The sequence below is a fragment of the Burkholderia semiarida genome, from assembly GCF_029268935.1.
Classification (GTDB): Bacteria; Pseudomonadota; Gammaproteobacteria; order Burkholderiales; family Burkholderiaceae; genus Burkholderia; species Burkholderia semiarida.
Genome location: NZ_JAHLCL010000007.1, coordinates 2,030,625 through 2,053,392, shown reverse-complemented (window position 1 = coordinate 2,053,392; position 22,768 = coordinate 2,030,625). Strand labels below are relative to the sequence as shown.

At 64.0% G+C, this 22,768-nt stretch carries 18 protein-coding genes; 15 read left to right on the top strand and 3 right to left on the bottom strand.

Annotated elements, in window-relative coordinates:
- Positions 1-61: 61 nt before the first annotated feature.
- The 3 genes from icmH to tssJ all read right to left on the bottom strand — a co-directional run bounded on the left by icmH (position 62) and on the right by tssJ (position 2,901).
- On the bottom strand, positions 62-844 hold the full coding sequence (icmH, locus tag KPB06_RS22500) for a type IVB secretion system protein IcmH/DotU (protein ID WP_059577187.1): 783 nt from the start codon (positions 842-844) through the stop codon (positions 62-64).
- Entirely contained in the window at positions 841-2,187 is a 1,347-nt protein-coding gene (gene tssK, locus KPB06_RS22495; protein WP_059577185.1) for a type VI secretion system baseplate subunit TssK, read from the bottom strand. Before tssK ends, icmH begins: the two co-directional genes overlap by 4 nt.
- 102 nt (positions 2,188-2,289) lie before the next feature.
- Complete coding sequence (gene tssJ / locus KPB06_RS22490; protein WP_060965500.1) at positions 2,290-2,901, bottom strand: type VI secretion system lipoprotein TssJ; 612 nt, start codon at positions 2,899-2,901, stop codon at positions 2,290-2,292.
- Positions 2,902-3,275: 374 nt separating this feature from the next.
- On the opposite strand from tssJ, the gene KPB06_RS22485 reads away from it, so the two are divergent.
- The 15 genes from KPB06_RS22485 to KPB06_RS22415 all read left to right on the top strand — a co-directional run bounded on the left by KPB06_RS22485 (position 3,276) and on the right by KPB06_RS22415 (position 22,728).
- Entirely contained in the window at positions 3,276-3,917 is a 642-nt protein-coding gene (locus KPB06_RS22485) for a tetratricopeptide repeat protein (RefSeq protein ID WP_060315466.1), read from the top strand.
- A gap of 46 nt (positions 3,918-3,963) precedes the next feature.
- Complete coding sequence (tssB, locus tag KPB06_RS22480; protein WP_027783377.1) at positions 3,964-4,479, top strand: type VI secretion system contractile sheath small subunit; 516 nt, start codon at positions 3,964-3,966, stop codon at positions 4,477-4,479.
- 15 nt (positions 4,480-4,494) lie between these two features.
- Positions 4,495-5,985 carry a type VI secretion system contractile sheath large subunit gene (tssC, locus tag KPB06_RS22475; protein WP_006484397.1) on the top strand — a complete coding sequence of 497 codons (1,491 nt, stop codon included), beginning with the start codon at positions 4,495-4,497 and terminating at the stop codon, positions 5,983-5,985.
- A 70-nt stretch (positions 5,986-6,055) separates the two neighbouring features.
- Positions 6,056-6,559 carry an Hcp family type VI secretion system effector gene (locus tag KPB06_RS22470; protein ID WP_059449787.1) on the top strand — a complete coding sequence of 168 codons (504 nt, stop codon included), beginning with the start codon at positions 6,056-6,058 and terminating at the stop codon, positions 6,557-6,559.
- A gap of 61 nt (positions 6,560-6,620) precedes the next feature.
- The gene (gene tssE / locus KPB06_RS22465) at positions 6,621-7,106 is read left to right on the top strand and encodes a type VI secretion system baseplate subunit TssE (protein ID WP_034183677.1); all 486 of its coding nucleotides are present in this window, start codon (positions 6,621-6,623) and stop codon (positions 7,104-7,106) included.
- Between the two features lie 76 nt (positions 7,107-7,182).
- Positions 7,183-9,018 carry a type VI secretion system baseplate subunit TssF gene (gene tssF, locus KPB06_RS22460; protein ID WP_059577179.1) on the top strand — a complete coding sequence of 612 codons (1,836 nt, stop codon included), beginning with the start codon at positions 7,183-7,185 and terminating at the stop codon, positions 9,016-9,018.
- On the top strand, positions 8,982-10,082 hold the full coding sequence (gene tssG, locus KPB06_RS22455; protein ID WP_059577176.1) for a type VI secretion system baseplate subunit TssG: 1,101 nt from the start codon (positions 8,982-8,984) through the stop codon (positions 10,080-10,082). The genes tssF and tssG overlap by 37 nt, the downstream gene beginning before the upstream one ends.
- A gap of 44 nt (positions 10,083-10,126) precedes the next feature.
- The gene (gene tssH / locus KPB06_RS22450; protein ID WP_059577174.1) at positions 10,127-12,796 is read left to right on the top strand and encodes a type VI secretion system ATPase TssH; all 2,670 of its coding nucleotides are present in this window, start codon (positions 10,127-10,129) and stop codon (positions 12,794-12,796) included.
- Between the two features lie 42 nt (positions 12,797-12,838).
- On the top strand, positions 12,839-13,960 hold the full coding sequence (gene tssA, locus KPB06_RS22445; protein WP_059577172.1) for a type VI secretion system protein TssA: 1,122 nt from the start codon (positions 12,839-12,841) through the stop codon (positions 13,958-13,960).
- A 67-nt stretch (positions 13,961-14,027) separates the two neighbouring features.
- Positions 14,028-16,589, top strand: a complete 2,562-nt coding sequence (locus KPB06_RS22440; RefSeq protein WP_059577169.1) for a type VI secretion system Vgr family protein — start codon at positions 14,028-14,030, stop codon at positions 16,587-16,589.
- The gene (locus tag KPB06_RS22435; protein ID WP_059577166.1) at positions 16,589-17,629 is read left to right on the top strand and encodes a DUF4123 domain-containing protein; all 1,041 of its coding nucleotides are present in this window, start codon (positions 16,589-16,591) and stop codon (positions 17,627-17,629) included. The genes KPB06_RS22440 and KPB06_RS22435 overlap by 1 nt, the downstream gene beginning before the upstream one ends.
- Positions 17,630-17,648: 19 nt before the next feature.
- A complete protein-coding gene (locus KPB06_RS22430) occupies positions 17,649-18,446 on the top strand; it encodes a hypothetical protein (RefSeq protein ID WP_167351602.1) in 798 nt (265 codons plus the stop codon).
- 159 nt (positions 18,447-18,605) lie between these two features.
- Entirely contained in the window at positions 18,606-19,403 is a 798-nt protein-coding gene (locus tag KPB06_RS22425; protein ID WP_059577160.1) for a DUF3304 domain-containing protein, read from the top strand.
- A gap of 213 nt (positions 19,404-19,616) precedes the next feature.
- Positions 19,617-20,453: a DUF3304 domain-containing protein gene (locus tag KPB06_RS22420; RefSeq protein WP_059577157.1), complete on the top strand. Its 837-nt coding sequence runs from the start codon at positions 19,617-19,619 to the stop codon at positions 20,451-20,453.
- The gene (locus KPB06_RS22415; protein ID WP_059577154.1) at positions 20,446-22,728 is read left to right on the top strand and encodes a DUF2235 domain-containing protein; all 2,283 of its coding nucleotides are present in this window, start codon (positions 20,446-20,448) and stop codon (positions 22,726-22,728) included. The genes KPB06_RS22420 and KPB06_RS22415 overlap by 8 nt, the downstream gene beginning before the upstream one ends.
- Positions 22,729-22,768: the final 40 nt, after the last annotated feature.

The window sequence follows — 22,768 nt, the reverse complement described above, 5'->3', positions numbered from 1 at the left end:
GCGAAAAAGGACCGCAAGCGGTCCTTTTTCCATGAAGCGGCGTCCGAAAAACGCGCGCCTGTTACGGCAACGAAATCGTCAAATTAGCCGACTCCGGCCCAACCTTGATGACTTGCGAATAAGGCGCCAACGCCTGCAGCGTCTTGTCCTTGAGATAAGTATTGAGCCCGAGATACCCGAGCAGCGCCACGAGCGCGAACACGGCCCCGATCGCCCAGACCGGCACCTCGCGCTTGAGTCGATGCGCGATCTGGTCGGGCAGCGGCCAATGCGGCGCGAACGGCGCGCGTTTGCCCTTCATGTGCGCGATCTCGTCGCCGAGCCGCGCGGTGAGATAAGCCAGCTTCTCCGGCCCTTCGAGCAGATACTTGCCCTGGAACCCGAGCAGCAGGCACATATGGAACACCTCGAGCGACTGCAGCCGCGCCGCGCCCTGCGCGCGACATTCCTCGAGATACTGGAAGAATTTCTCGCCGGCGAGCTGTTCGCCGAACAGCACGAGCTGCAGCGGCCGGCGCTCCCAATCCGCGCGGATCTTGAACTGCGACGACAGCACCATTTCGTCGATCGCCGCGCAGAACGCGAACTTCGCGCCGTACACGTCCTCGGCGGCGATGTTCAGCTTCTTCGCGCCGCGCTCGAAATCGGACAGGAATTCCTGGATCCGCGTGCTGAACTCGCTGGCGCTGTCCGGCTCCCGCCCGTTCTTGAGCAGGAACAGCATGAAGAACCCGTCGTACAGCAAATCGAGCAGCGAGCGCGCCTGGAACGCGGAATCCGTCGACGCCGGGCTGTGCAGGGGCGGCGGCACGTTGTCGCCGAACAGGGAAGGCGCGTAGCTCATGATGTGACCGCGATCAGTTCGAATTTCAGGTCATTGATGCCAGTCGGCGCGTAGATCATCGCGGACTGGGCCTGCAGCATGCGCTCGTACAGCGGGCTGCGCGAATCGAGCGCGAAGTAGCACGCGCCGGGGCGCACCGGAATCGCGGGCGGCACCTGCGGCGTGTATGACAGCCGCACGCCGGGCATCGCCGACAGCACGAGCTTGTCGACGTCGTCGGGCGCACCGACCTTGAAGCGGGCCGGCACCGCATCGACGAGCTCGACGCTCGGCATGTCCGCGGACACCGCCAGATAGAACTCGGTCTTGTCGTCGATCTTGCCGGAATCGAGGCGGCCGAGATGGAACGACGGGCGCACCTCGTCGAGCGTGATCGCGAAATAGCGCGTCGAGATCACGGTGTCGAGCAGTTCGCGCAGCATCAGGTCGAGACGCGCGAAGCTCGGGCCCGGATCGTCGTGGCGGTACACGGGCAGGTCGGCGAGCGTGTAGCCCTTCGAGAACGTCATCAGCTGGCCCGCGAGGCGCAGCAGTTCCTGGAACAGCCGCTCCGGATGCAGCGCCGCGTGCTGGTGCAGGTGCGCGAGCGTCGCGAACGCGGCGTTGGCGGTGTGCAGCAGCCAGAACGATGCGATGTCGCCCGAGCGGAACTCGATGATGTTCTTCGACGGCTCGCGGTGGAAGCCGTACAGCGCGTTCACCTTCGCCTGCAGCGCGTCGACGAGCTGGCGCAGCCGCTGGTGCAGGATCGGCGACGCCTCGATCGCGAGGCACGGCGGCACGAAGCTGTCGTCGATCTCGAAGCCGGACGTCGCGGTGCGGCGCACGCGCACGAGCGGCACGGACAGCAACTGGTCGCGCGGCTCGCTGTGCGCGATCAGCTTGACTTGCGTCTTCAGGAACGTGATGTCGGCTTCGGCGGCGTCGGTGAAATTGTCGGCGACGCTCGTCTGCTCGCTGACGAACCGCGTCATGAAGCCGGCGGCCGGATCGTCGCTGTAGTTGGTGCCGTTCTCGCGCAGCGGATGCAGCGCGAGATAGAACACGAATTCGTTGATGCCGTCGGGCAACGTATCCAGCGCGATCGGCGGCGGCAGGTCGTCGGCCTGCGGCGCGGCATACAGCGCGCCGTCGGGGAACACGAGCGCGAGGTCGGCTACCCGCAGCACGTTGCTGCCGAGCGCGTCGCGGTCGATGCGCACCGAGCGCACGCCCCAGTTGTACGGCTGGATCGCCTGGATGGACTCGAACAGGCGCGCCTCGTGGTACGCGTCCTGCCGCTGAAAGTGTTGAGGCCGGAGGAACAGCCCTTCCCCCCACAGCACCTTGGCCGAATAACTCATGTCAAATCCGGTTAATGTGGCGTTGCGATGTAATCGATTTGTTCGTGCCCGAATTAAATCGCCAATTGTTAACTCTTGTTAATTGACATTCGTGCGTCATGTTTAACCGCAGGACACCGAAGACAGCATATTCAGCGGCTGCGAAGGCGCACCCTGTTGCGGTGCGATGACCGTGCCGCCGGTGACCGTCATCGCGCAGTTATGCAGGCCGATGATTATGCCGGATTTCTCCGACTTCGCCGGATCGAACGTCAGTTTCCATCGTTGCAGCGCGGGATCGCGGAACAGCGCGACGATACCGAATGCCTGCGCTTCGCGCGACACCTTCTCGGTCGCCGTATAGCGCTGGCCCGGAATCAGCGTGATTTCGCGCACGTTCAGCAGGTCGGCGCCGAGTGCGGCTTTTTCCTTGGTCGGATCGGTAAATGCGTCGAACGGCGCTTGCTGGAACGAGGTCGGCTCCTTCAGCGCATAGAGCCGGACGACGAGCGCGAGCGGCTTGTTGTCGGTCGCGGCGTTCAGGTTCGGCGCGGCGGCCAGCGTCAGCCCGATGTTGCGCGGCGGCTTCTGCGCATCGGGCACCTCGGGCTTGCCGATGCCGGCCGCGGACATCACGGCGCTCGCGGCCGAGCCGAGCAGCGGGGCGGCCGCGCATCCGGCCAGAAGGGCGCAGGCGACCAGCGGCAGCGCGTAGCGAATCATGGACGATCTCATCGTGTTTCCGGCGTGCCGCCTTTATCCCTGTCAAAACTGCCGGGTAATTACCACGTTCGCTGCGGGTCCCCGACACTGCACCGTTCAACTATTAAGCACGCTCGCGTCAAGGCGAGCGCTCGGAAATTTTTTCCGCCGCCGGGGCGGCGCGTCGTGCGACCAGTAAAACTTGCGCTTCCCGGCCCGACGAAAAACCGCCGCGAGCCCGCGGCGAGCGGCCATTCGAGGGGGTAGCGCCCGGTTTTAAAAGGAATTACTCTTCACGCGACGATTGAATTATGAAAAATTGATCGGTACTATACCCGCGCGCTTCTTGCAAAGCAAAAGAACCAGATTCTCAACGATTTAAAACTCACGCGCCGGTGGATATAACGATGAAAGACCGTCTGTTCGCAAAACTGTCTGGGGTAGTGGTGGCTTGCGGCGTGATCGCCGGCTGTGCGAGCCAGCCTCCCGCGCCGCCGACTGCGGAAGTGTTCAACAAGTCGCTGGCCGATGCGGACGCCGTCGCGAAGGCGGGGGACCAGGACAAGGCGCTCGGCCTGTACCAGCAGCTCGCGAAGTCGGATCCGACGCGCGAGGAGCCGTGGTCGCGCATCGCCCAAATCCAGTTCGCGCAAAACCATTACGGCCAGGCGATCGTCGCCGCGCAGGAAGCGCTGCAGCGCGACGCGACCGATCGCCAGGCGAAGAGCGTGCTGGCCGTCGCCGGCCTGCGGATCGCGACGCAGTCGCTCGGCGAGCTGCGTCAGGATGCGTCGCTCGCGGGCGACGCGAAGTCCGACGCGCAGGCGCTCGCGAAGCAGCTGCGCGACACGCTCGGCGAGTCGGCGCTGTTCCCGCCGGAGCAGCGGGCGCAGACGAGGAAGTACAGCGGCCGCCGTACGGTTCATCGTGCGAAGGCCGGGGGCGCACCGGCCGCGGACACGGCCGCGAGCGCCGCCCCGACTCCGACGCCGACGCCGCCCGCGGCGCAAAAGGGCAGCGCGGATCCGTTCGGCGCACTGCGCAACTGAAACCGCAACTGACGCGATAACCACAACTAACCTGGGAGCCGTCGAGATGGCCAAGAAAGAAAGCATTCAGAAAAGCTTGCAGAAAATACGGCCGCCGCGCGTCCAGCTGACCTACGAGGTCGAGAAGGGCGATGCGATCGAGGTGAAGGAACTGCCGTTCGTCGTCGGGGTCGTCGGCGATCTGGCGGGCCAGTCCGAAATCGAGCAGCCGAAGCTGCGCGACCGCAAGTTCGTCAATATCGACCGCGACAATTTCGACGACGTGATGAAGGCGATCGAGCCGCGCGCCGCGTTCCAGGTGGAAAACCGCCTGAGCCCGGAAGGCGGTAAGTTCGCGGTCGACCTGAAGTTCCGCTCGCTGTCGGATTTCAGCCCGGACGAAGTCGTCGAACAGGTCGAGCCGCTGCGCCGCCTGCTCGAGGCGCGCTCGAAGCTCGCCGACCTGCGCAACAAGCTCGCCGGCAACGACAAGCTCGAGGATCTGCTGTCCGAGGTGCTGAAGAACACGCAGCAGCTGCAGGAGCTCGCGAAGGGCACCGGCAGCGACAAAGACGGCGAATGACGACGGAGTGTTGAGATGAACCAGCAAACGGCTGCGGCCCAAGCGAGCGGCGCGGAATACGCCGCCGGGACTTCGCTGCTCGACGACATCGTCGAGAAGAGCAAGGTCGCGAAATCCGATTCCGAGCATGCGCGTGCGAAGGACCTGATCGGCGAACTCGTGCACCAGGTGCTCGATGGCACGGTGATCGTGTCGGACAACCTGTCGGCCACGATCGACGCGCGCGTCGCGGAACTCGACCGCCTGATTTCCACGCAGCTTTCCGCCGTGATGCACGCGCCGGAATTCCAGCGCCTCGAAAGCACGTGGCGCGGGCTGGACTATCTGGTCAAGGAAAGCAACACGGGCCAGACGATCAAGATCAAGGCGCTGCACGCGCCGAAGCGCGACCTCGTGCGCGACTTCAAGGGCGCGAGCGAGTTCGACCAGAGCGCGCTGTTCAAGAAGGTCTACGAAGAGGAATTCGGCACGTTCGGCGGCTCGCCGTTCGGTGCACTGATCGGCGATTACGAGATCTCGCGCCAGCCGGAAGACATGTACTTCATCGAGCAGATGTCGCACGTCGCGGCGGCCGCGCATGCGCCGTTCATCGCGTCGGCGTCGCCGGAGCTGCTCGGCCTCGAGTCGTTCTCCGATCTCGGCAAGCCGCGCGACCTCGGCAAGGTGTTCGACACGGTCGAGTACGCGAAGTGGAAGTCGTTCCGCGACGCCGAGGATTCGCGCTACGTCGGCCTGACGCTGCCGCGCTTTCTCGGCCGGCTGCCGTTCAATCCGAAGGACGGCCAGACCGCGGAGAATTTCAACTTCGTCGAGGACGTCGACGGCACCGATCACGACAAGTACCTGTGGTGCAACGCGGCATGGGCCTTCGCGGCCCGCCTGACGGCCGCGTTCGACGACTTCGGCTGGTGCGCGGCGATCCGCGGCGTCGAAGGCGGCGGCCTCGTCGAGGATCTGCCGACCCACACGTTCAAGACCGACGACGGTGAAGTCGCGCTGAAGTGCCCGACCGAAATCGCGATCACCGATCGCCGCGAGAAGGAGCTGAGCGACCTCGGCTTCATCCCGCTCGTCCATTGCAAGAACTCAGATTACGCCGCGTTCTTCGCCGCGCAGTCGGTGCAAAAGCCGAAAAAGTACAGCACCGACAGCGCGAATGCGAACGCCGTCCTGTCCGCCCAGCTTCAGTACATCTTCTCGGTATCGCGCGTCGCGCATTACCTGAAGGCGATGATGCGGGACAAGATCGGCAGCTTCGCATCGGCGCAGAACGTGGAGACTTTCCTCAACCGGTGGATTTCGCAGTACGTCCTGCTCGACGACAACGCCTCGCAGGAACAGAAAGCGCAATTTCCGCTGCGCGAGGCATCCATACAAGTGTCGGAGATTCCGGGAAAGCCGGGCTCGTATCGTTCGGTCGCGTTCCTGCGCCCGCACTTTCAGCTCGACGAACTCTCGATTTCTCTGCGACTTGTCGCTGATCTGCCCAAACCGGCAAATTCATAAGCGAGTAAATCGCCCGGGCGGGCCGCCTGGGTAGGACGTTAAAACCACCTCTTTGGGGAGTCGAAGGGCCATGTTACATATGCACTTGCAGTTTGGTAGTCCCGCGGTGAAGGGCGAGTCCGCGGACAAGGACCATCAGGGCTGGATCGAACTGAAATCGTGGGATCACTCGATCGTTCAGCCGCGTTCGGCAACCGCATCGACCGCTGGCGGTCACACGATGACGCGTTGCGAGCACGGCGACATGATCTTCACGAAGGAAATCGATTCGTCGAGCCCGCTGCTGTACCAGCACGCTTCGGGCGGTACCACGTTCGACGAAGTGACGGTCCATTTCTCGCGCGCGGACGGTGAAGGCAAGCGCGTGCAGTATCTGGAAGTCAAGCTCAAGTACGTGATCATCTCGAGCATCGCCCCGAGCGTTCGCGAGGAAGGTCTGCCGATCGAGACGTTCTCGCTGAAGTACGCAGCCGTGCAGTGGAAGCAAACCCAGCAGAAGATCGGCGGCAACCAGGGCGGCAACACGCAGGGCGCCTGGAGCCTGACGAAGAACGACAAGACCTACGCGGTCTAAGGTCGGTTGCGGCAACGGGGCGCTCGCGTCCCGTTGCCGTTTTCGCTGTCAACACCGGCCGATGAAACGATTCGAACCCAGTTTTCTCGACAAGCTGTTCGACGACGAACCGCATCTGCCGGCCTCGGCCGCGATGCGGCAATTGTCGCTGGACGAGCTCAAGACCACGGTCGCCCGCGACGTCGAGGCGATCCTCAACACCCGTATCGCGCACACCGAGAACGAGCTGGCCGCGCTGCCGGAATGCCAGAAATCGGTGCTGACCTACGGGCTGAACGATTTCGCGGGGCTGAGCCTCGCGAGCCACTACGATCGCGCGTTCATCTGCAAGTCGATCCAGCAGGCGATCGCGCGCCACGAGCCGCGCCTGCAGCAGGTGCAGGTGACGTTCGAGCTGAACGAGCAGGCCACCAACGCGCTCTATTTCGCGATCCAGGCGTTGCTCGTGGTGCACCCGGCCGAGGAGCCGGTGAATTTCGACGCGATGCTGCAACCGTCGACGCTGCAGTATTCGGTCACGCGCGCACGCGCGGCACGCATGCAGTAAATCAAGCCGCCGAGCGGGCCGGACCGCCCGGTGGTGAATCAGGTCCGGCAGGAAATATTGAGGTTCGGGGTCGTCGATGGAAGAATTGCTGCCGTATTACGAACGCGAATTATCGTTTTTGCGGCGCTATTCGCGAGATTTCGCCGAACGCTATCCGAAGATCGCCGCACGCCTCGCGCTGTCCGGCGAGCATTGCGAGGATCCGCACGTCGAGCGGATGATCGAGTCGTTCGCGCTGCTCGGCGCGCGCATCAACAAGAAGCTCGACGACGACTACCCGGAATTCACCGAAGCGCTGCTGGAAGTGCTGTATCCGCACTACCTGCGGCCGTTTCCGTCGTGCTCGATCGCGCAGTTCACGCCGGCTTCGCCCGGCCAGCAGACCGAACCGGTCGTGATCGATCGCGGCACCGAGCTGAAGAGCCGCCCGATTCGCGGCGTGCAATGCCGGTTCCGCACCGCCTACGACGTGACGCTCGCGCCGATCCGCATCTCGGAGGCGCGCTACACGCCGGTCGCGCTCGCGCCGAGCGCGACGGTGCTGCCGTCGAATGCGACGGGCGTGATCTCGATCACGTTCGAATCGCTCGCCGCGCAGCTCGATCTCGGCGCGCTGAAGCTGCCGACGCTGCGCGCACACCTGCACGGCGAGCAGTCGTTCGTCGCCGCGCTGACCGACTGCCTGTTCATCAACGTGCTCGGTGCGTATGTCGAGCCCGAGCGCAACGGCCGCTGGACCGCGCTGCGCAAGCTGCCGATCGCGCAGGCCGGCTTCGCCGAGGACGACGCACTGATCGACTATCCGGCGAAGTCGCATCCCGCGTATCGCCTGCTCACCGAGTACTTCGCATTCCCCGACAAGTTCGATTTCGTCGATTTCGACCTCGCGGCGATCGCACGCGCGTCGGGCCGCTGCCAGCGCGCGACGCTGCATCTCGTGCTGCAGGACGTGCGCGGCGATTCGCACGTCGCGCGCCTGCTCGAGCTGCTGACGGCGAGCCATTTCCGGCTGTTCTGCACGCCGATCGTCAACCTGTTCCGCCAGCATGGCGAGCCGATCCGCATCACGCACCGCGCGGTGTCGTATCCGGTGATCGCCGAGGCGCGGCGCGCGTTCGCGTACGAGGTGTATTCGATCGACTCGGTGAAGCTCGTCCGGCAGCAGGCGCACGAGGAATCGGTGATCGAGTTCCGGCCGTTCTATTCGCTGCATCACGGCGAAGCGGCGCGCATCGGCCACTACTGGTTCGCGCGCCGCAACGACTGGGTCGCGCAGAAGAGCCCCGGCTACGAAACCGAGATCTCGATCGTCGACATCGACTTCGAGCCGACGTCGCCGCAGACCGACACGCTGAGCCTCGACCTCACCTGTACGAACCGCGACCTGCCTTCGATGCTCGCGTTCGGCCTCGAAGGCGGCGATCTGTTCCAGGAAGGCGGCGCGCAGACGAGCGGCATCTCGCTGCTGCGCCGGCCGACACAGAGCGTGCGCTTCGAGCGCGGCCGCGCCGCGCACTGGCGGCTCGTGTCGCATCTCGCGCTCAACCACGTGTCGCTCGTCGCGCACGGCCTCGCGCCGCTGAAGGAAATGCTGACGCTGTACGACCTGCGGCGCACGGCCGTGTCGATGCGCCAGATCGACGGCCTGGCCGGCGTCGAACAGCGCGGCGCGGTGCAGTGGCTGCCCGGCAAGCCGTTCGCGACCTTCGTGCGCGGCATCGAGATCCGGCTGACGATCGACGAGGAGCACTTCGTCGGCGCGAGCCTCGCGTCGTTCGTGCGCGTGCTCGACAGCTTCTTCGGGCTGTACGTCCACCTCAACAGTTTCGTTCAATTGGTCGTCGTGTCGAAGCGCACCGGCGAGGAGATCATCCGATGCAAGCCCCGAACCGGCGAATCGATCCTGGCGTAGTCGACGCGCTGCTCGACGAGCCGCACCGCTTCGAGTTCTTCCAGGCGGTGCGCGTGCTCGAAGGGCTGTTCGCGCGGCAGGCGTCGGATGCGCCCGGCGCGTGGCGGCAGGGCGACGTGGTCGCGCAGCGCATCGAATTCCGCAACACGCTGTCGCTCGGCTTCCCGCCGAGCGAGATCGAAGGCGCGCGCTCGTTCGACGACGGCGGCGCGCCGCTGAACTCGGGCGAGCAGCGCGGCGCCGCGCTGGCCGCCGGCGAGCTCGGCCGCGTCGAGCTGACGCCCGCGTTCTTCGGGCTGCTCGGCGGGCAGGGCGCGCTGCCGCTGCACTACACCGAGCAGATCGTCGCGCGCGAGCATCTGCGGCGCGACCACGCGGCGCGCGCGTTCTTCGACGTGTTCTCGAACCGCGCGACCGCGCTGTTCTACGCGGCGTGGAAGAAATACCGGCTGCCGTTCCATTACGAACTCGACCGCGACGAGCGCTATCTGCCGCTGTTGCTCGCGATCGCGGGCGTGCCGAGCGACGAGGTGCGCGACAGCCTCGCGGCCGGCCCGGGCGGCGTGCTCGACGAGGCCGTGGCCGGCTACGCGCTCGCCGCGCGGCACCGGCCGATGTCGGCCGCGTACCTGCAGCGCACGCTGTCCGACTACTTCCGCGTGCCGGTGAAGATCGACCAGTTCGTCGGCAAGTGGTACGACGTGCCGCCCGATCAGCTGAGCGTGCTCGGCGAAGTCAACGCGGTGCTCGGCGCGACGGCGCTCGTCGGCGAGCGCGTGTGGCAGCGCGACATGCGCGCGCGGATCGTCGTCGGCCCGCTGTCCAAGCGCGACTACGAGGCGTTCCTGCCCGGCGGCGCGCATGCCGTCGCGCTCGAGCGAATGCTGACGCTGCTCGCCGGCGTCACGCTCGAGTACGAGGTGAAGCTCGTGCTGAAACGCACGGAAGTCGGCGCGAGCGTGCTCGGCGCGGGCTCGCGGCTCGGCTGGGACGCGTTCCTCTGCACGCGCGACGCGGCCGAGGACCGGTCCGATGCCCGCTACGAACTGCACGTGATTCACTGATCCCGAACGACAACAAACACGCAAACGAACCTGAGACCGACGCCATGAGCACGCCTCTGAAGACCCTGATCACGAAACTGAACCCGCTGTGCCGGCACGCGACCGAGCGCGCGGCGAGCGCGTGCCTGGCACGCGGCCACTACGAGGTCGATCTGGAGCACCTGTTCCTCGCGCTGCTCGACGAGGCGACGGGCGATCTGCCGCTCGCGCTGCGCGCGAGCCGCGTCGATCCGCACGCGCTGCACGCCGATCTCGAACGCGAACTCACGCGCCTGAAGACGGGCAACACGCGCACGCCGGTGTTCTCCGTCCATCTGATCGCGCTGTTCGAGCAGGCATGGCTGATCGCGTCGCTCGATTCGCAGCTCGGCCGCATCCGCTCGGGGCATCTGCTGCTCGCGCTGCTGACCGCGCCGGATCTCGCGCAGTTCGCGCAACGGATGTCGTCGCGGTTCGCGGAAATGAACGTGACGGACCTGAAGCACAAGTTCGACGAAATCATGGCCGGCTCGAGCGAAGCCGAGCCGCGCCAGGCGGACGACGACGACAGCGACGTCGCGCCGGCCGCCGACGGCATGGCGCCCGCGGCCGGCCCGTCGAAGACGCCCGCGCTCGACACGTACACGACCAACCTCACGCAGCGCGCGCGCGACGGCAAGATCGATCCGGTGATCGGCCGCGAAGCGGAGATTCGCCAGGCGATCGACATCCTCATGCGCCGCCGCCAGAACAACCCGATCATGACCGGCGAGGCCGGCGTCGGCAAAACGGCGGTCGTCGAAGGGCTCGCGCTGCGCATCGCGGCCGACGACGTGCCGCCGCCGTTGCGCGGCGTCGCGCTGCACGTGCTCGACATGGGGCTGCTGCAGGCCGGCGCGAGCGTGAAGGGCGAGTTCGAGAACCGGCTGAAGAGCGTGATCGACGAGGTGAAGAAGAGCGCGCACCCGATCATCCTGTTCATCGACGAGGCGCACACGATCATCGGCGCGGGCGGCCAGGCCGGCCAGAACGATGCGGCGAACCTGCTGAAGCCGGCGCTCGCGCGCGGCGAGCTGCGCACGATCGCCGCGACGACGTGGAGCGAATACAAGAAGTACTTCGAGAAGGATGCGGCGCTCGCGCGGCGCTTCCAGGTGGTGAAGGTCGAGGAGCCGAGCGAGCCGCTCGCAGCCGCGATGCTGCGCGGGATGTCGGGCCTGATGGAGAAGCATTTCAACGTGCGGATCCTCGACGATGCGATCACCGAGGCCGTGCGCCTGTCGCACCGCTACATCAGCGGCCGCCAGTTGCCGGACAAGGCGATCAGCGTGCTCGACACCGCATGCGCGAAGGTCGCGCTCGCGCACAGCGCGACGCCGGCCGCGATCGACGACACGAAGAAGCGCATCGAGCGCATCGATGCGGAAATCGCGTCGCTGGCGCGCGAGGCGGCGGGCGGCGCGGCGCACGACGAGCGGCTCGGCGAGCTGCGCGCCGCGCGCGACACGGCGCTCGAACAACTGGCGAAGGATGAAGAACGCTACGAAGCCGAGCGCGTGATCGTCGCCGAGATCACCGAGCTGCGCGACACGCTCGACAAGGCGCGCGGCCCGTCGGAAGACGGCGAACCCGTCGATGTGCACGCCACGCGCGAGAAGCTGGCCGAACGCGTCGCCGCGCTGCACGCGCTGCAGGGCGGCGAGCCGATGGTGCCGCTGCAAGTGGACGGCCATGTCGTCGCCGAGATCGTCGCCGCGTGGACGGGCATCCCGCTCGGCCGGATGGTGAAGGACGAGATCGACACCGTGCTGAACCTGCAGCCGCTGCTCGCCGCGCGCGTGATCGGGCAGGACCATGCATTGGAGGCGATCGCGCAGCGCGTGCGCACCGCGACCGCGAACCTCGAGGATCCGAACAAGCCGCGCGGCGTGTTCATGTTCGTCGGGCCGTCGGGCGTCGGCAAGACCGAGACGGCGCTGGCGCTGGCAGACATCCTGTACGGCGGCGAGCGCAAGATGGTCACGATCAACATGAGCGAGTACCAGGAAGCGCACAGCGTGTCGGGCCTGAAGGGCTCGCCGCCGGGCTACGTCGGTTACGGCGAGGGCGGCGTGCTGACCGAGGCCGTGCGCCGCAACCCGTATTCCGTCGTGCTGCTCGACGAGGTCGAGAAGGCGCACCCCGACGTGCTCGAGATGTTCTTCCAGGTGTTCGACAAGGGCACGATGGACGACGCGGAAGGGCGCGAGATCGACTTCCGCAACACGCTGATCATCCTGACGTCGAACGTCGGCTCGGCCGCGGTGATGCAGGCGTGCCTGAACAAGCCGGCCGAGGAGCTGCCCGATCCGGACGCGCTCGCCGAGACGCTGCGTCCGCAGCTGTACAAGACGTTCAAGCCGGCGTTCCTCGGCCGGATGAAGGTCGTGCCGTACTATCCGATCTCCGACGACGTGCTGGCCGAGATCATCGAGCTGAAGCTCGAACGCATCCGGCGCCGGATCGACGCGAACCACAAGGCCGCGTTCGAATGGGACGAGTCGCTCGTCGACGCGGTGCTCGCGCGCTGCACCGAGGTCGATTCGGGCGCCCGCAACGTCGACCACATCCTGAACGGCACGCTGCTGCCGGAGATCGCGGGCCACGTGCTCGGCCGGATCGCCGACGGCGCGGCCATCGCGCGCATCGCGGTGCGCGCGGACGAGGCCGGCGAATTCGCGTACACCGTCGAATGAGCGCGGCCGCGCCCAGTCAAGCATTGATGAACTGACCGAACCATGCCGATCAATCTCCCCGAGCTGCTGACGCCGATCAGCGATGCGTCGCCCAGCGGCGACGACCTGCTGTTTTCGAACGAATTCGACGCGATCCAGGACGCGCGGCGCTATGACGACCCGACGCTCGACCAGGGCGAATGGGTGACCGAGATCAAGGAGGCCGACTGGGGCTTCGTCGTCGACCATGCGGGCGAACTGCTGCGCACGCGCACGAAGGACCTGCGGCTCGCCGTGTGGCTGACCGAGGCGCTCGCGCTCGAGGACGGCATCACGGGCCTCACCGAAGGCTATGCGCTGCTCGAGGGCCTGTGCCGCGACTTCTGGGACACCTTCCACCCGCTGCCCGAGGACGACGACATCGAGCACCGGCTCGGCAACGTCGCGTGGCTGTCCGGCCGCACGGCCGAGCTGCTGCGCGCGGTGCCGCTGACGGACGGCGCGTCGAACGCGTTCAGCACGCTCGACTGGGAAGTCGCGCAGCACGTCGCGCAGGCGATCAGGCGCGACCCCGAACACGCGGACGACATCGCGCGCGGCAAACCGTCGATCGAGCAGATCGATGCATCGCGGCGCGTGACGTCGATCGCGTTCTACACGGCGCTGCTGGCGAACCTGAAGGCGTTCGAATTCGCGCTCGATGCATTCGAGGAGCGGCTCGTCGAGCGTGCGGGCGATTCGGCGCCGAGCTTCCGGCAGGCGCGCGATGCGTTCGAGACCGTGTACCGGCTCGCCGAGCGCTTCGCGCGCGAACAGGGTTATACGGGCAGCGCGCCGCACACGCAGGCGGCGCCGCAGGCGCAGCCCGAACGCATCGAGCCGGTGTTCGGCCAGCCGATCCAGACCGAGGAGACTCACGTGCAGCAGCAGACCGCTTCGCGTCCTCCGGTGACGCAGACGATCGCCGGCATCCAGAACCGCGCGCAGGCCGTCGACCAGTTGCGCGCGGTGGCGCGCTATTTCCGCCAGACCGAGCCGCACAGCCCGGTCGCGTATCTCGCCGACAAGGCGGCCGAATGGGCCGACATGCCGCTGCACAAGTGGCTCGAGAGCGTCGTGAAGGACGACGGCTCGCTGTCGCATATTCGTGAGCTGCTGGGGGTGCGGCCCGACGAGCAGTCGTGAAGGACCGTTGTTTGACCTGAGAGCGCGGGCCCGGCGGGCTCGTGATGAACGAGAAGAAGGGTGACGCATGAACGTGACCGAACTGGCACAGGCGATTCGTGGTGGCCTGATCCAGCAGGATCGGCTGCTGAAGACGGACATCCCGTCGCTGCCGAACAATGCGCTCGTGCCGCGCCGGGCCGTAACCCGTTCGAAACTCGGCCGTGATTTCAGCGTAACGCTCGATTTGGTGTCCACCGCGAGCGACGTCGAGCTCAAGACGCTGATCGCGCAGCCGATCACGCTGTGGATCCAGCGGGCGGACAAGTCGTATCTGCCGATCAACGGTTATATCCACACGGCGCGGCGGCTCGGCGCCGACGGCAGCCTGTCGAGTTACCAGCTGAGCTTCGCGTCGTGGATGCACTTCCTCAAGTTCCGCAGCGACATGCGGTACTGGCAGGACCAGCCGGTCGACGCGATTCTCGCCGACGTGTTCGACATGCATCCGCAGGCCAGGGGGCGATACCAGTTCGCGTTGTCGAAACCGTTGCCGTCCCGTTCGTACTGCCGCCAGAGCGAAACCGACTGGAACTTCGTGCATCGGCTGATGGAGGACGAAGGGCTGTTTGGCTTCTGGCGGCACAGTGAAGACGGGAAGGCGCATACGTTCGTCATCACCGACGATCTGCATACGGTCGACGCGCTGTCGCCGAATACCGTCAGGTTCGATCGTTCTGGCAGCGGCACCGAGACTGCCGGTTTCACGCAATGGACCGCGTCGCGGACGTTGCAAAGCACGTTGCACACGACGCGCACGTTCGACTACAAATCGCCGTCGGCGGCGGGCAATCCGAACGGCACGTCGCTGCCGACGAAGGCTGATCAGGGCGACCTGCCGGGTCAGGCGGAAATCTACGAATACACCGGCGCGTACACGTATTCGGGCCAGGACCGCGGCGAACACTTGTCGAAGATTCGCCTCGAGGAATGGGAATCACGTGCGAAGCGTTTCTTCGGCGTGGGCGGCGTGCGTTCGATTGACGCCGGCCGGCGTTTCACCCTCGTCGATCATCCGGAGCACGACCGCGATGCGGCGAGCGACCGCGAGTTCGCGGCCATCGGCGTCACGCGTTACATCGAGAACAATCTGCCGGTCTCGGATCACGAAGCGAGCTTCCCTCATAGCTTGCAGGCCGAGCTGGCCCAGGTGAAGGCTGGTCGCGGGGAAGTGGCGGCGTTCGAGGTCGGGCATGACGACGGCTCGGCCGGTTTCTATCTCGTCGAGGTCGAGGCGCAGCGCGCGAGCGTGCCGTATCGGAGCCCGTTCGAGCATCGGAAGCCCGAGATGCAACTCGAGACGGCGATCGTCGTGGGCCCGAAGGGCGAAGAGGTCTATACGGATGAACTGAACCGGATCAAGGTCATGTTCGTGTGGGACCGGCAGAGCGAAGGCCGAGAGACGGCATCGTGCTGGATGCGCGTCGTGCAGTCGGATACCGGTGGCGGTTACGGCGGTGTGCATATTCCACGCGTCGGCGAGGAAGTGCTGATCGGCTATATCGGTGGCGACTGCGACCGGCCGATCGTCATGCATCGTGTCTACAACGGTGTTGCCAAGCCGCAATGGCATAGCGACGGGATCCTGTCGGGCTTCCGGTCGAAGGAATATGCGGGATCGGGGCACAACGAGATGGTGCTCGACGACGCGACCGGGCAGAACCGCGCGCGCCTGTTCAGCAGCAGCGGGAATTCGCTGCTTCATCTCGGCTATCTGATCGAGCAAAACGGGAATACGCGCGGTGCGTATCTTGGCTCCGGTTTCGATCTGCGCACGGATGTGTACGGGGCGATGCGTGCCGGGCAAGGCCTGTACGTGACGACGCATCCGAAGCGGGCGAACAGCCAGCCGCTGGACGTGAGCGAAGCGAAGCAGCAGCTTGCCACTGCGGAAGGATTGATCGAGTCGATGTCGCAGGTCGGCGAGATGCATCAGGCGGAGAGTCTCGGCGCGGGGCACGACGCGCTGAAGCAATTTACTGACGCGACACAGAGTAGCGTGGCGGGTGCGACGACCGGCGGCGGCAGGACCGCAGGCGGCGGGACGGGCAACGCGAATGCGTTCAAGGAGCCGGTGATGCTGTTCGCGAGCCCGGCGGGGATCGGGGTGGCGTCGCAGCAGTCGGTGCATGTGGCCAGCGACCGGCAGACCAATATCGTCAGTGGCGAAAGCACGTTCATTACCAGCGGGAAATCGCTGATCGCCGGCGTCCGGGATCGCATCAGCCTGTTCGCGCAGAACGCCGGGATGAAGCTGTTCGCCGGGAAGGGCAAGGTCGAGGTCCAGGCGCACGTGGACAACGTCGAACTCACGGCGCAGAAGACCGTGAAGGTGATGGCGGCGACAGAGGCTGTCGACGTGGCTGCGAAGCGGGAGATATTGCTGACGTCGGGTGGCGCTTACATCCGGATCAAGGGCGGCAAAATCGAGCTTCACGCGCCAGGGAAAGTCGATTTCAAGGGGGCGCAGCACCAGTTCAGCGGACCGACGAGCATGCAGTATCCGTTGCCCGCGATGCCGGGCGGCACGTGCAAGCAATGCGTGCTGAACGCGCACAGCGGTCGTGAGTCGATGGTCGAGGCGGATTGATGGACGAAGTCAACGATACGGGCGACCGGAACGACTCGGTCGGCGCGAGCGAAGCGGCTGACGCGGAACCGAATCCACGCGAGCTGGAGTGGCCGGCGTTTCTCGAGACGCTGAAGGCTTCGGTCGCGCGTACGGACGACGCTGGGAATTCGATGCGGCTTTACGTACTCGTCGATACGCGCGGTTATCAGGAGTTGGATGTGCAGCTCGCGGCAGTGCCCCGCCTGCGCTATGCGTCGCTTTGGACGGATACCGGGCTCGATGCTTATACGGATATCGCGCCGTACCTGATCGCGTTCGATCGCGACGCGATCAACGACGAGAACGCCGAGCAGTATCGGCTGCTGCGCCAGCTGTGGTTGGAGGCGGTCGACCTGCATGCGGTGACGTGGCTGTGGTCGACGTGGTCGTTCGATGCGCTCGATCAGCATTTGCGCCAGTACGTGCAGTACAGGCTGCCCAACGGCCGCGCGTACTACCTCTTCTTTTTCGACAACCATGTACTGGGGCGACTTCGACAGGTGTGGCGCGATACGCAGGCGCAGCGGTTCGTCGCGCCGTTCGGCGAGATCCGGTATCGCGACAGGCGGCTGAGCGAAGTCGTGTGGCGCAATGACATGCACGCGAATGAAGGTGCGGTACCGGTCGGTGATGCGCCGGGTCTCGACGAGCAGCAGCATGCGCGACTGATCGAGCTCGGGTATCCGGACAAGCTCGTGCTGAAGTTCCGCGAGACGATGGGGGCGATGGTTGATCACATGTCCGATGCGGAACTGCATGATCGAGTAGCCGAGCAACTCGATCGCGCTGCCGCGCACGGGATTGCCGAAGAAGCGGGGTTGCAGTGCTACGTGATGTCGGGCGTGCTGGTTGCGCCGCGGTTCGACGAGCATCCGGTCGTGAAGTCGTGTCTCGAGGCCGCTTCGCGCGGAGAAACGAGCGTGGATGCGGCACTGGCCTCGATCGACGATGCGACGTGGGACGCGATTCGCGATGCGCACGAGCGGGGATTGCTGGAGGCGCGTAGTGACGTGGCGTAGGTTCGGGCTCGTGGCGGGTATGCTGGCAGTCGTTTGGTGCTTGAGCGCGTGCGGCAAGTCGGAGCCGGTGTATAGCGGAGTCTCGGTTATTGCCCACAACTATCTGCCGTACAACCTCGACGGATTCTCGATCACTGATGCGTATGGAAATAAGGCACTTGGGGGAAACAGCCTGCCGGGCGGCGGGGGCGGGGTGACCTGTTGCTACAAACTCGAAGGCACAGAATTCGTCGTCAAATGGAGTTATGTCGACGTCGACCAGTGGCACAAAGGTAACGAGGAAACCCTGCACGCCGAGGCAACGGTTGCGATGTTGCCGACTCGGGTTCCGGAAAAGATCGGCGATCGAATTATCGAGGTGCACTTTTACCCGGATCGTCACGTCGAGCTGCAATTTCCCGGTGCGCTGGTGGGCACGTCGCGCATTCCGATGATCGATGTGTCGCGCTGGATGTCCAGCCGCTACCAGAACGAATTGAACCGGAGGTACGACGAACGCGAAGATCAGCAGTTTCGACGCATCGTTCGTGTCGTAGCGATGGCATGGTTGAAATACCGACTCACGGATCTCGATGATCTCAAGCAGTACGCTTACTACGACTTGCTTGTGAACAGCCGGTTCGATTCGCATCCGGCGGTCCAGCACGTACTGCAGACTGCTGCCGGCAAGCCGGGGATGTTCGCGAAATCGATGCGGTCATTGCCGAAGGGGGTGTGGTCAGCGCTGGTAAGCGATAGCTTCGCGCCAGTGGCTGTTCCGGTCGTTCCGGACGGATTGTTACCGCCGCCGCGTGTGCCAGAGGTGCTGCATGGCTGAGTCGGGTGCGCTCGCTCGGGATTAAGGGTAGGCACCTACCGCGCATCGCACGCCGGACTGCAGTTGAGTTGTGCGCGAAGGCGATCAGTCGCAGATGCACAACAGGCGCTTGCTCGCCATGGAACGGCGCACGAAGTGTCATTCACAAGGGAAACATCGATGCATAGAGCAACGAAGCTGGCGCGCATGACGGGCCGTGTTCTGGCGACTTGCCTATTGTTCGCAGCGGTGACAGCCTGTGGTAAATCCGAGCCGATCTACAGCGGGATTTCGGTCATGGGTCGGAACTATCTGCCGTACAACATGAACGGCTTCACCATCACCGATGCTTACGGCAACAAGGCAAGCGGCGGTGGAGACGACCCGCCCGGCGCGGGAGGGGGCAGCGTCGCGTGCTGCTACACGCTCAAGGGCACCGAATTCACGGTCAAATGGAAGTACTACGACGCAGATCGATGGACGATGGACGACTCGCACGCGCAGCAAGTCGAGACCAAGATCGTGATGCCGAAGTCGGCCGTTCCCGATAAAGTCGGCAGCCGTATTCTCGAAGTTCATTTCTATCCGGATCGTCACGTCGAGTTTCAGTTCCCCGGCGAGCTTCTGGATGAATCACGCATTCCGGTTGTGGACGTTTCGCGATGGATGGCGACGCACTATCAGGAGCAACTGGACAAGAAATTCGACGATACGGACGGGCAGTCGCATCGGCGCATCGCTTGCGTTGTTGCCGGTGCGTGGCTGAAATACCGTCTGACCGATCGGGATGATCTTGAGCAGTATACGTATTACGCGTTGCTCGTGAATAGCCGGTTCGATGCACATCCTGAGGTTCAGCGCATCCTGCAAACGGCAGCCGGTAAGCCGGGAATGTTCGCGAAATCAATGCAATCGCTGCCGAAGCCCGTGTTGTCCTTGCTGCCGCCGCCGCGTGCAGAGGATGCGCTGCACGGGTGATCGTATCGGGTACGTGTCGGATGCGATTTGCGGTGCACACGAGCGGGATTGAGGAAACGTGGACAGCTTCGGCAGCGGGATGCGCGATGAGGAAAATAGGCGCGGCGCACTCGGTGGGCATGTCGCCGAAGGCATTCGGATGATTGCGGTTGGCCGATGTTTGCACTGGTGTACCGGCCGCGATTCAGAAGGGAAACATCAATGAGTAGAGCAATGAGATTGTCGGGTCTGGTAAGTCGTGTTGTGGCAGGGTGCCTGCTCGTGGTGACCGTGACCGCATGTGGGAAGTCGGAGCCGACCTACAGCGGGATTTCGGTCATGGCCCAGAACTACCTGCCCTATAACCTGGATAAATTCACGATCGTCGACGCATACGGCAATAAGGCGAGTGGCGGTGGCGACAGTATGCCGGGCGGTGGCGGTGGCGTGACCTGCTGCTATCAGCTCAAGGGGACCGAGTTTACGGTCAAGTGGGACTATTACGACGTTGATCAGTGGCATAAAGGTGACGAGCAGACGTTTCATGCCGAAGCAAAGGTTACGTTGCCACCATCAAAGGTGCCCGAGAAAGTCGGGACTCGAATTGTCGCGGTTCATTTTTATCCGGATCGTCACGTCGAGCTTCAGTTTCCCGCTGCACCAGCGGACGACTCACGCATTCCGATGATTGACGTGTCTCGCTGGATATCGAGTCATTACCAGACGCAACTGAACAGACGCTACGATGAGCGTGAGGACCAGCAATATCGTCGCATCGCGCGCATTGTCGCTGCGGCCTGGCTCAAATACCGGCTCAACGACCTCGACGATCTCGAACAATACGCGTATTTCGTTCTGCTCGTTAATAACAGGTTCGACGCTCATCCGGCCGTACAGCAGATCCTGAAAGCGGCCAGCGGCAAGCCCGGCGCGTTCGCGAAGTCGATGCAATCACTGCCGAACGGTGTTCTGTCCGAGCTGAAACGCAATAAATTCGAAGCAGTGGCGGTACCCGCCATTCCCACCGGTCTGTTGCCGCCGCCGCGCGTAGAGGAGAAACAGCATGGCTGAGAGAATCAAGCTCGACCCGGACGACGCGACGCCGGCGTCGGTGTATGTTGCGCTTGCTCGTCAGAATGCGGACGCGTATCCGAAGGCTGATTGCATGCCGTGCGGGGCGACGATCCGCATTGGATTTTTCTTCGATGCCTTTGGTCGCAATCGCGACATCGATGATGCCTCAAGTTCTCAGTATTCGAACATCGCGCGACTCTGGGAAGCGCATCGTGAAATGAAGGACGAGAGGCGGCCCGCGAATCAGTTCTGGTATCGCTACTACTACTCGGGGCTGGGTACGCCGTTGAACGACGACAGCAATTCCGACGCGCTCAAGAACATGGGGAAGGCTGCCATCGTGGCAGGTGCCAAAAAGGCCGCGAGTGCTGCAATATCCGTCGGCGAGTCGTTCGCGCGCGTCAATGCGCCGATCAAACAGGCGGATATGAAAAAGCGCGTCGACAATGTGACGAAGCAGATCCTTGCGGGGGATTTTTCACTTCGGCCGGTCGAGAAGGCATTCGAGGACTTACGACGGGATATCGAGCGCATTCCCGCTCAGGCCCGGCGCATCACGAACGTGCTGAATGCATCGCCTGAGCGGATTTGGGAGCGAACCAAGGCGACTGGCAGGTTGCTGTGGCGCAATACCAAGAACGACGTCAAGACCAACATCAGGGGTAATCCGATGAAGACGGCGTGGGCGGTTGCACGTGGTCTTTTCGTTGGGCTGGTGATGGAGAATGTGCCAATTGCTCGAGACAACGCCGTGATGGCCGAGGCCTTCGGAACGGGTGTCGATACTCGACTGATCGCGGCGAAAGACCAGTTCGAGGCGGCTTACCATGAAGTGAAAGGCAAGATGCAGAAGATTCGCGTCATCGAGGTGTCGGTGTTCGGCGCGGATCGAGGCTGTGTATTGGCCCGGGCTTTCGTCAACGATCTGGCGGAGAAGTACAAGCGAAGAAACGATACTGATCTTGCAATCGACGGCGTTCCGATCCAGATCAAGTTCGTCGGCCTGCTTGACGCTGTTTCTTCGATCATGTCGGAAGAGGCCGGTGAACTGATCGGCATGGTGCCGTATTTGGGCCTGATCAAAACCAGTTACAAGGATCGCAAGCTTTCCATCCCCCCAAGCGTGCAGCATTGCGTCCACTTCGCGGCCGCCCACGAAATGCGCTTTTACCAGCGCCTTGATAGTCTTGAAAAGACTCGGGGGGCCCAGTTCCTCTACCCTGGAACGAGTTGCGACGTCGTGGGGGGCGCGCCAACCGGTTCGCTTGGCGTGAATGCGGAACTGATGAGGGTGCCGCTGCAAGACATGTTGCTGCAAGCGTTGAAGGCAGGGGCGGCCATGGATACGATGGAGGACATGTACCTCCATAAGCGGAAGACCTTCGACAAGTTTTCGATTGCCAAACCCATTATCGGAAATGGCAAGCAATACCGCATCCGGCAACTCGTCAATGCGTACACGGCACTCGTTCCCTATAGAGCCGGCCTCGACCTCGTCGCACATTCGAAAATCTTCCTGCGCTGGATCGCAGTCCGCTACCAGGACCCCGCGTTCCAGCGAACGATGTCCGACCCGGTCGCCGACTGGAAGCGCAACATGGCCGACGCCGACCTGCAGCGCAAGACGACGAAGTCCCAGCTCGATTGGGAACTGCAGCGGCAGGGCATCAACATGAGCATGCTGGCCAGTCGCAGTCCGGCCGATCAGGCGACGTTACGGGGGATGAAGGCGGCCAGCGATGCGGCACAGAAGCGCTACGAGAAGTTGATCGCGGAAGCGCCGAAGGATTACACGACTGTGTGGGAGCGCCTTCACAAGGAGTCGGAAAAGATGCTACGCAGAGCGTCCTACCAGGAAGGCCTGAAGAAATCCGCGGAGCAACTCCGCAACATGCCCGATTCATGGGATTCGAACAACAAGGCAAGCGCGGAGGCCGTCGAAGCAGCCATGCTGCCTGAACCGCAGATGGAACTCGTATCGGCCTGGAAAGAAGGGATCGAGGGCAAGCATCCGTTGCCGCCGGACGTGATGGCGCTGTTCGACATGCTCGTTCACGACACGTTGCTGACGAGCTGGCAAGACCATGTGCTCGCTCCGTCGCTGTACTTCCGGACACGGGACAAAGACGAGTTCGGCTCGTCCGATCTTGCCAAGGAGGCGGCCCAGCGCAAGAAAGACGATCGCGTCGCCGCACGCATCGACCAAGCTGCCAAGCAGAGCCAGGAATGGGCGAAAAGCTATAAGGGGGGCGCGACGCCTCCCGTTCACTGACAATCGGCCGCCGCTCATGCAAAACGGGCGGTGACATGCC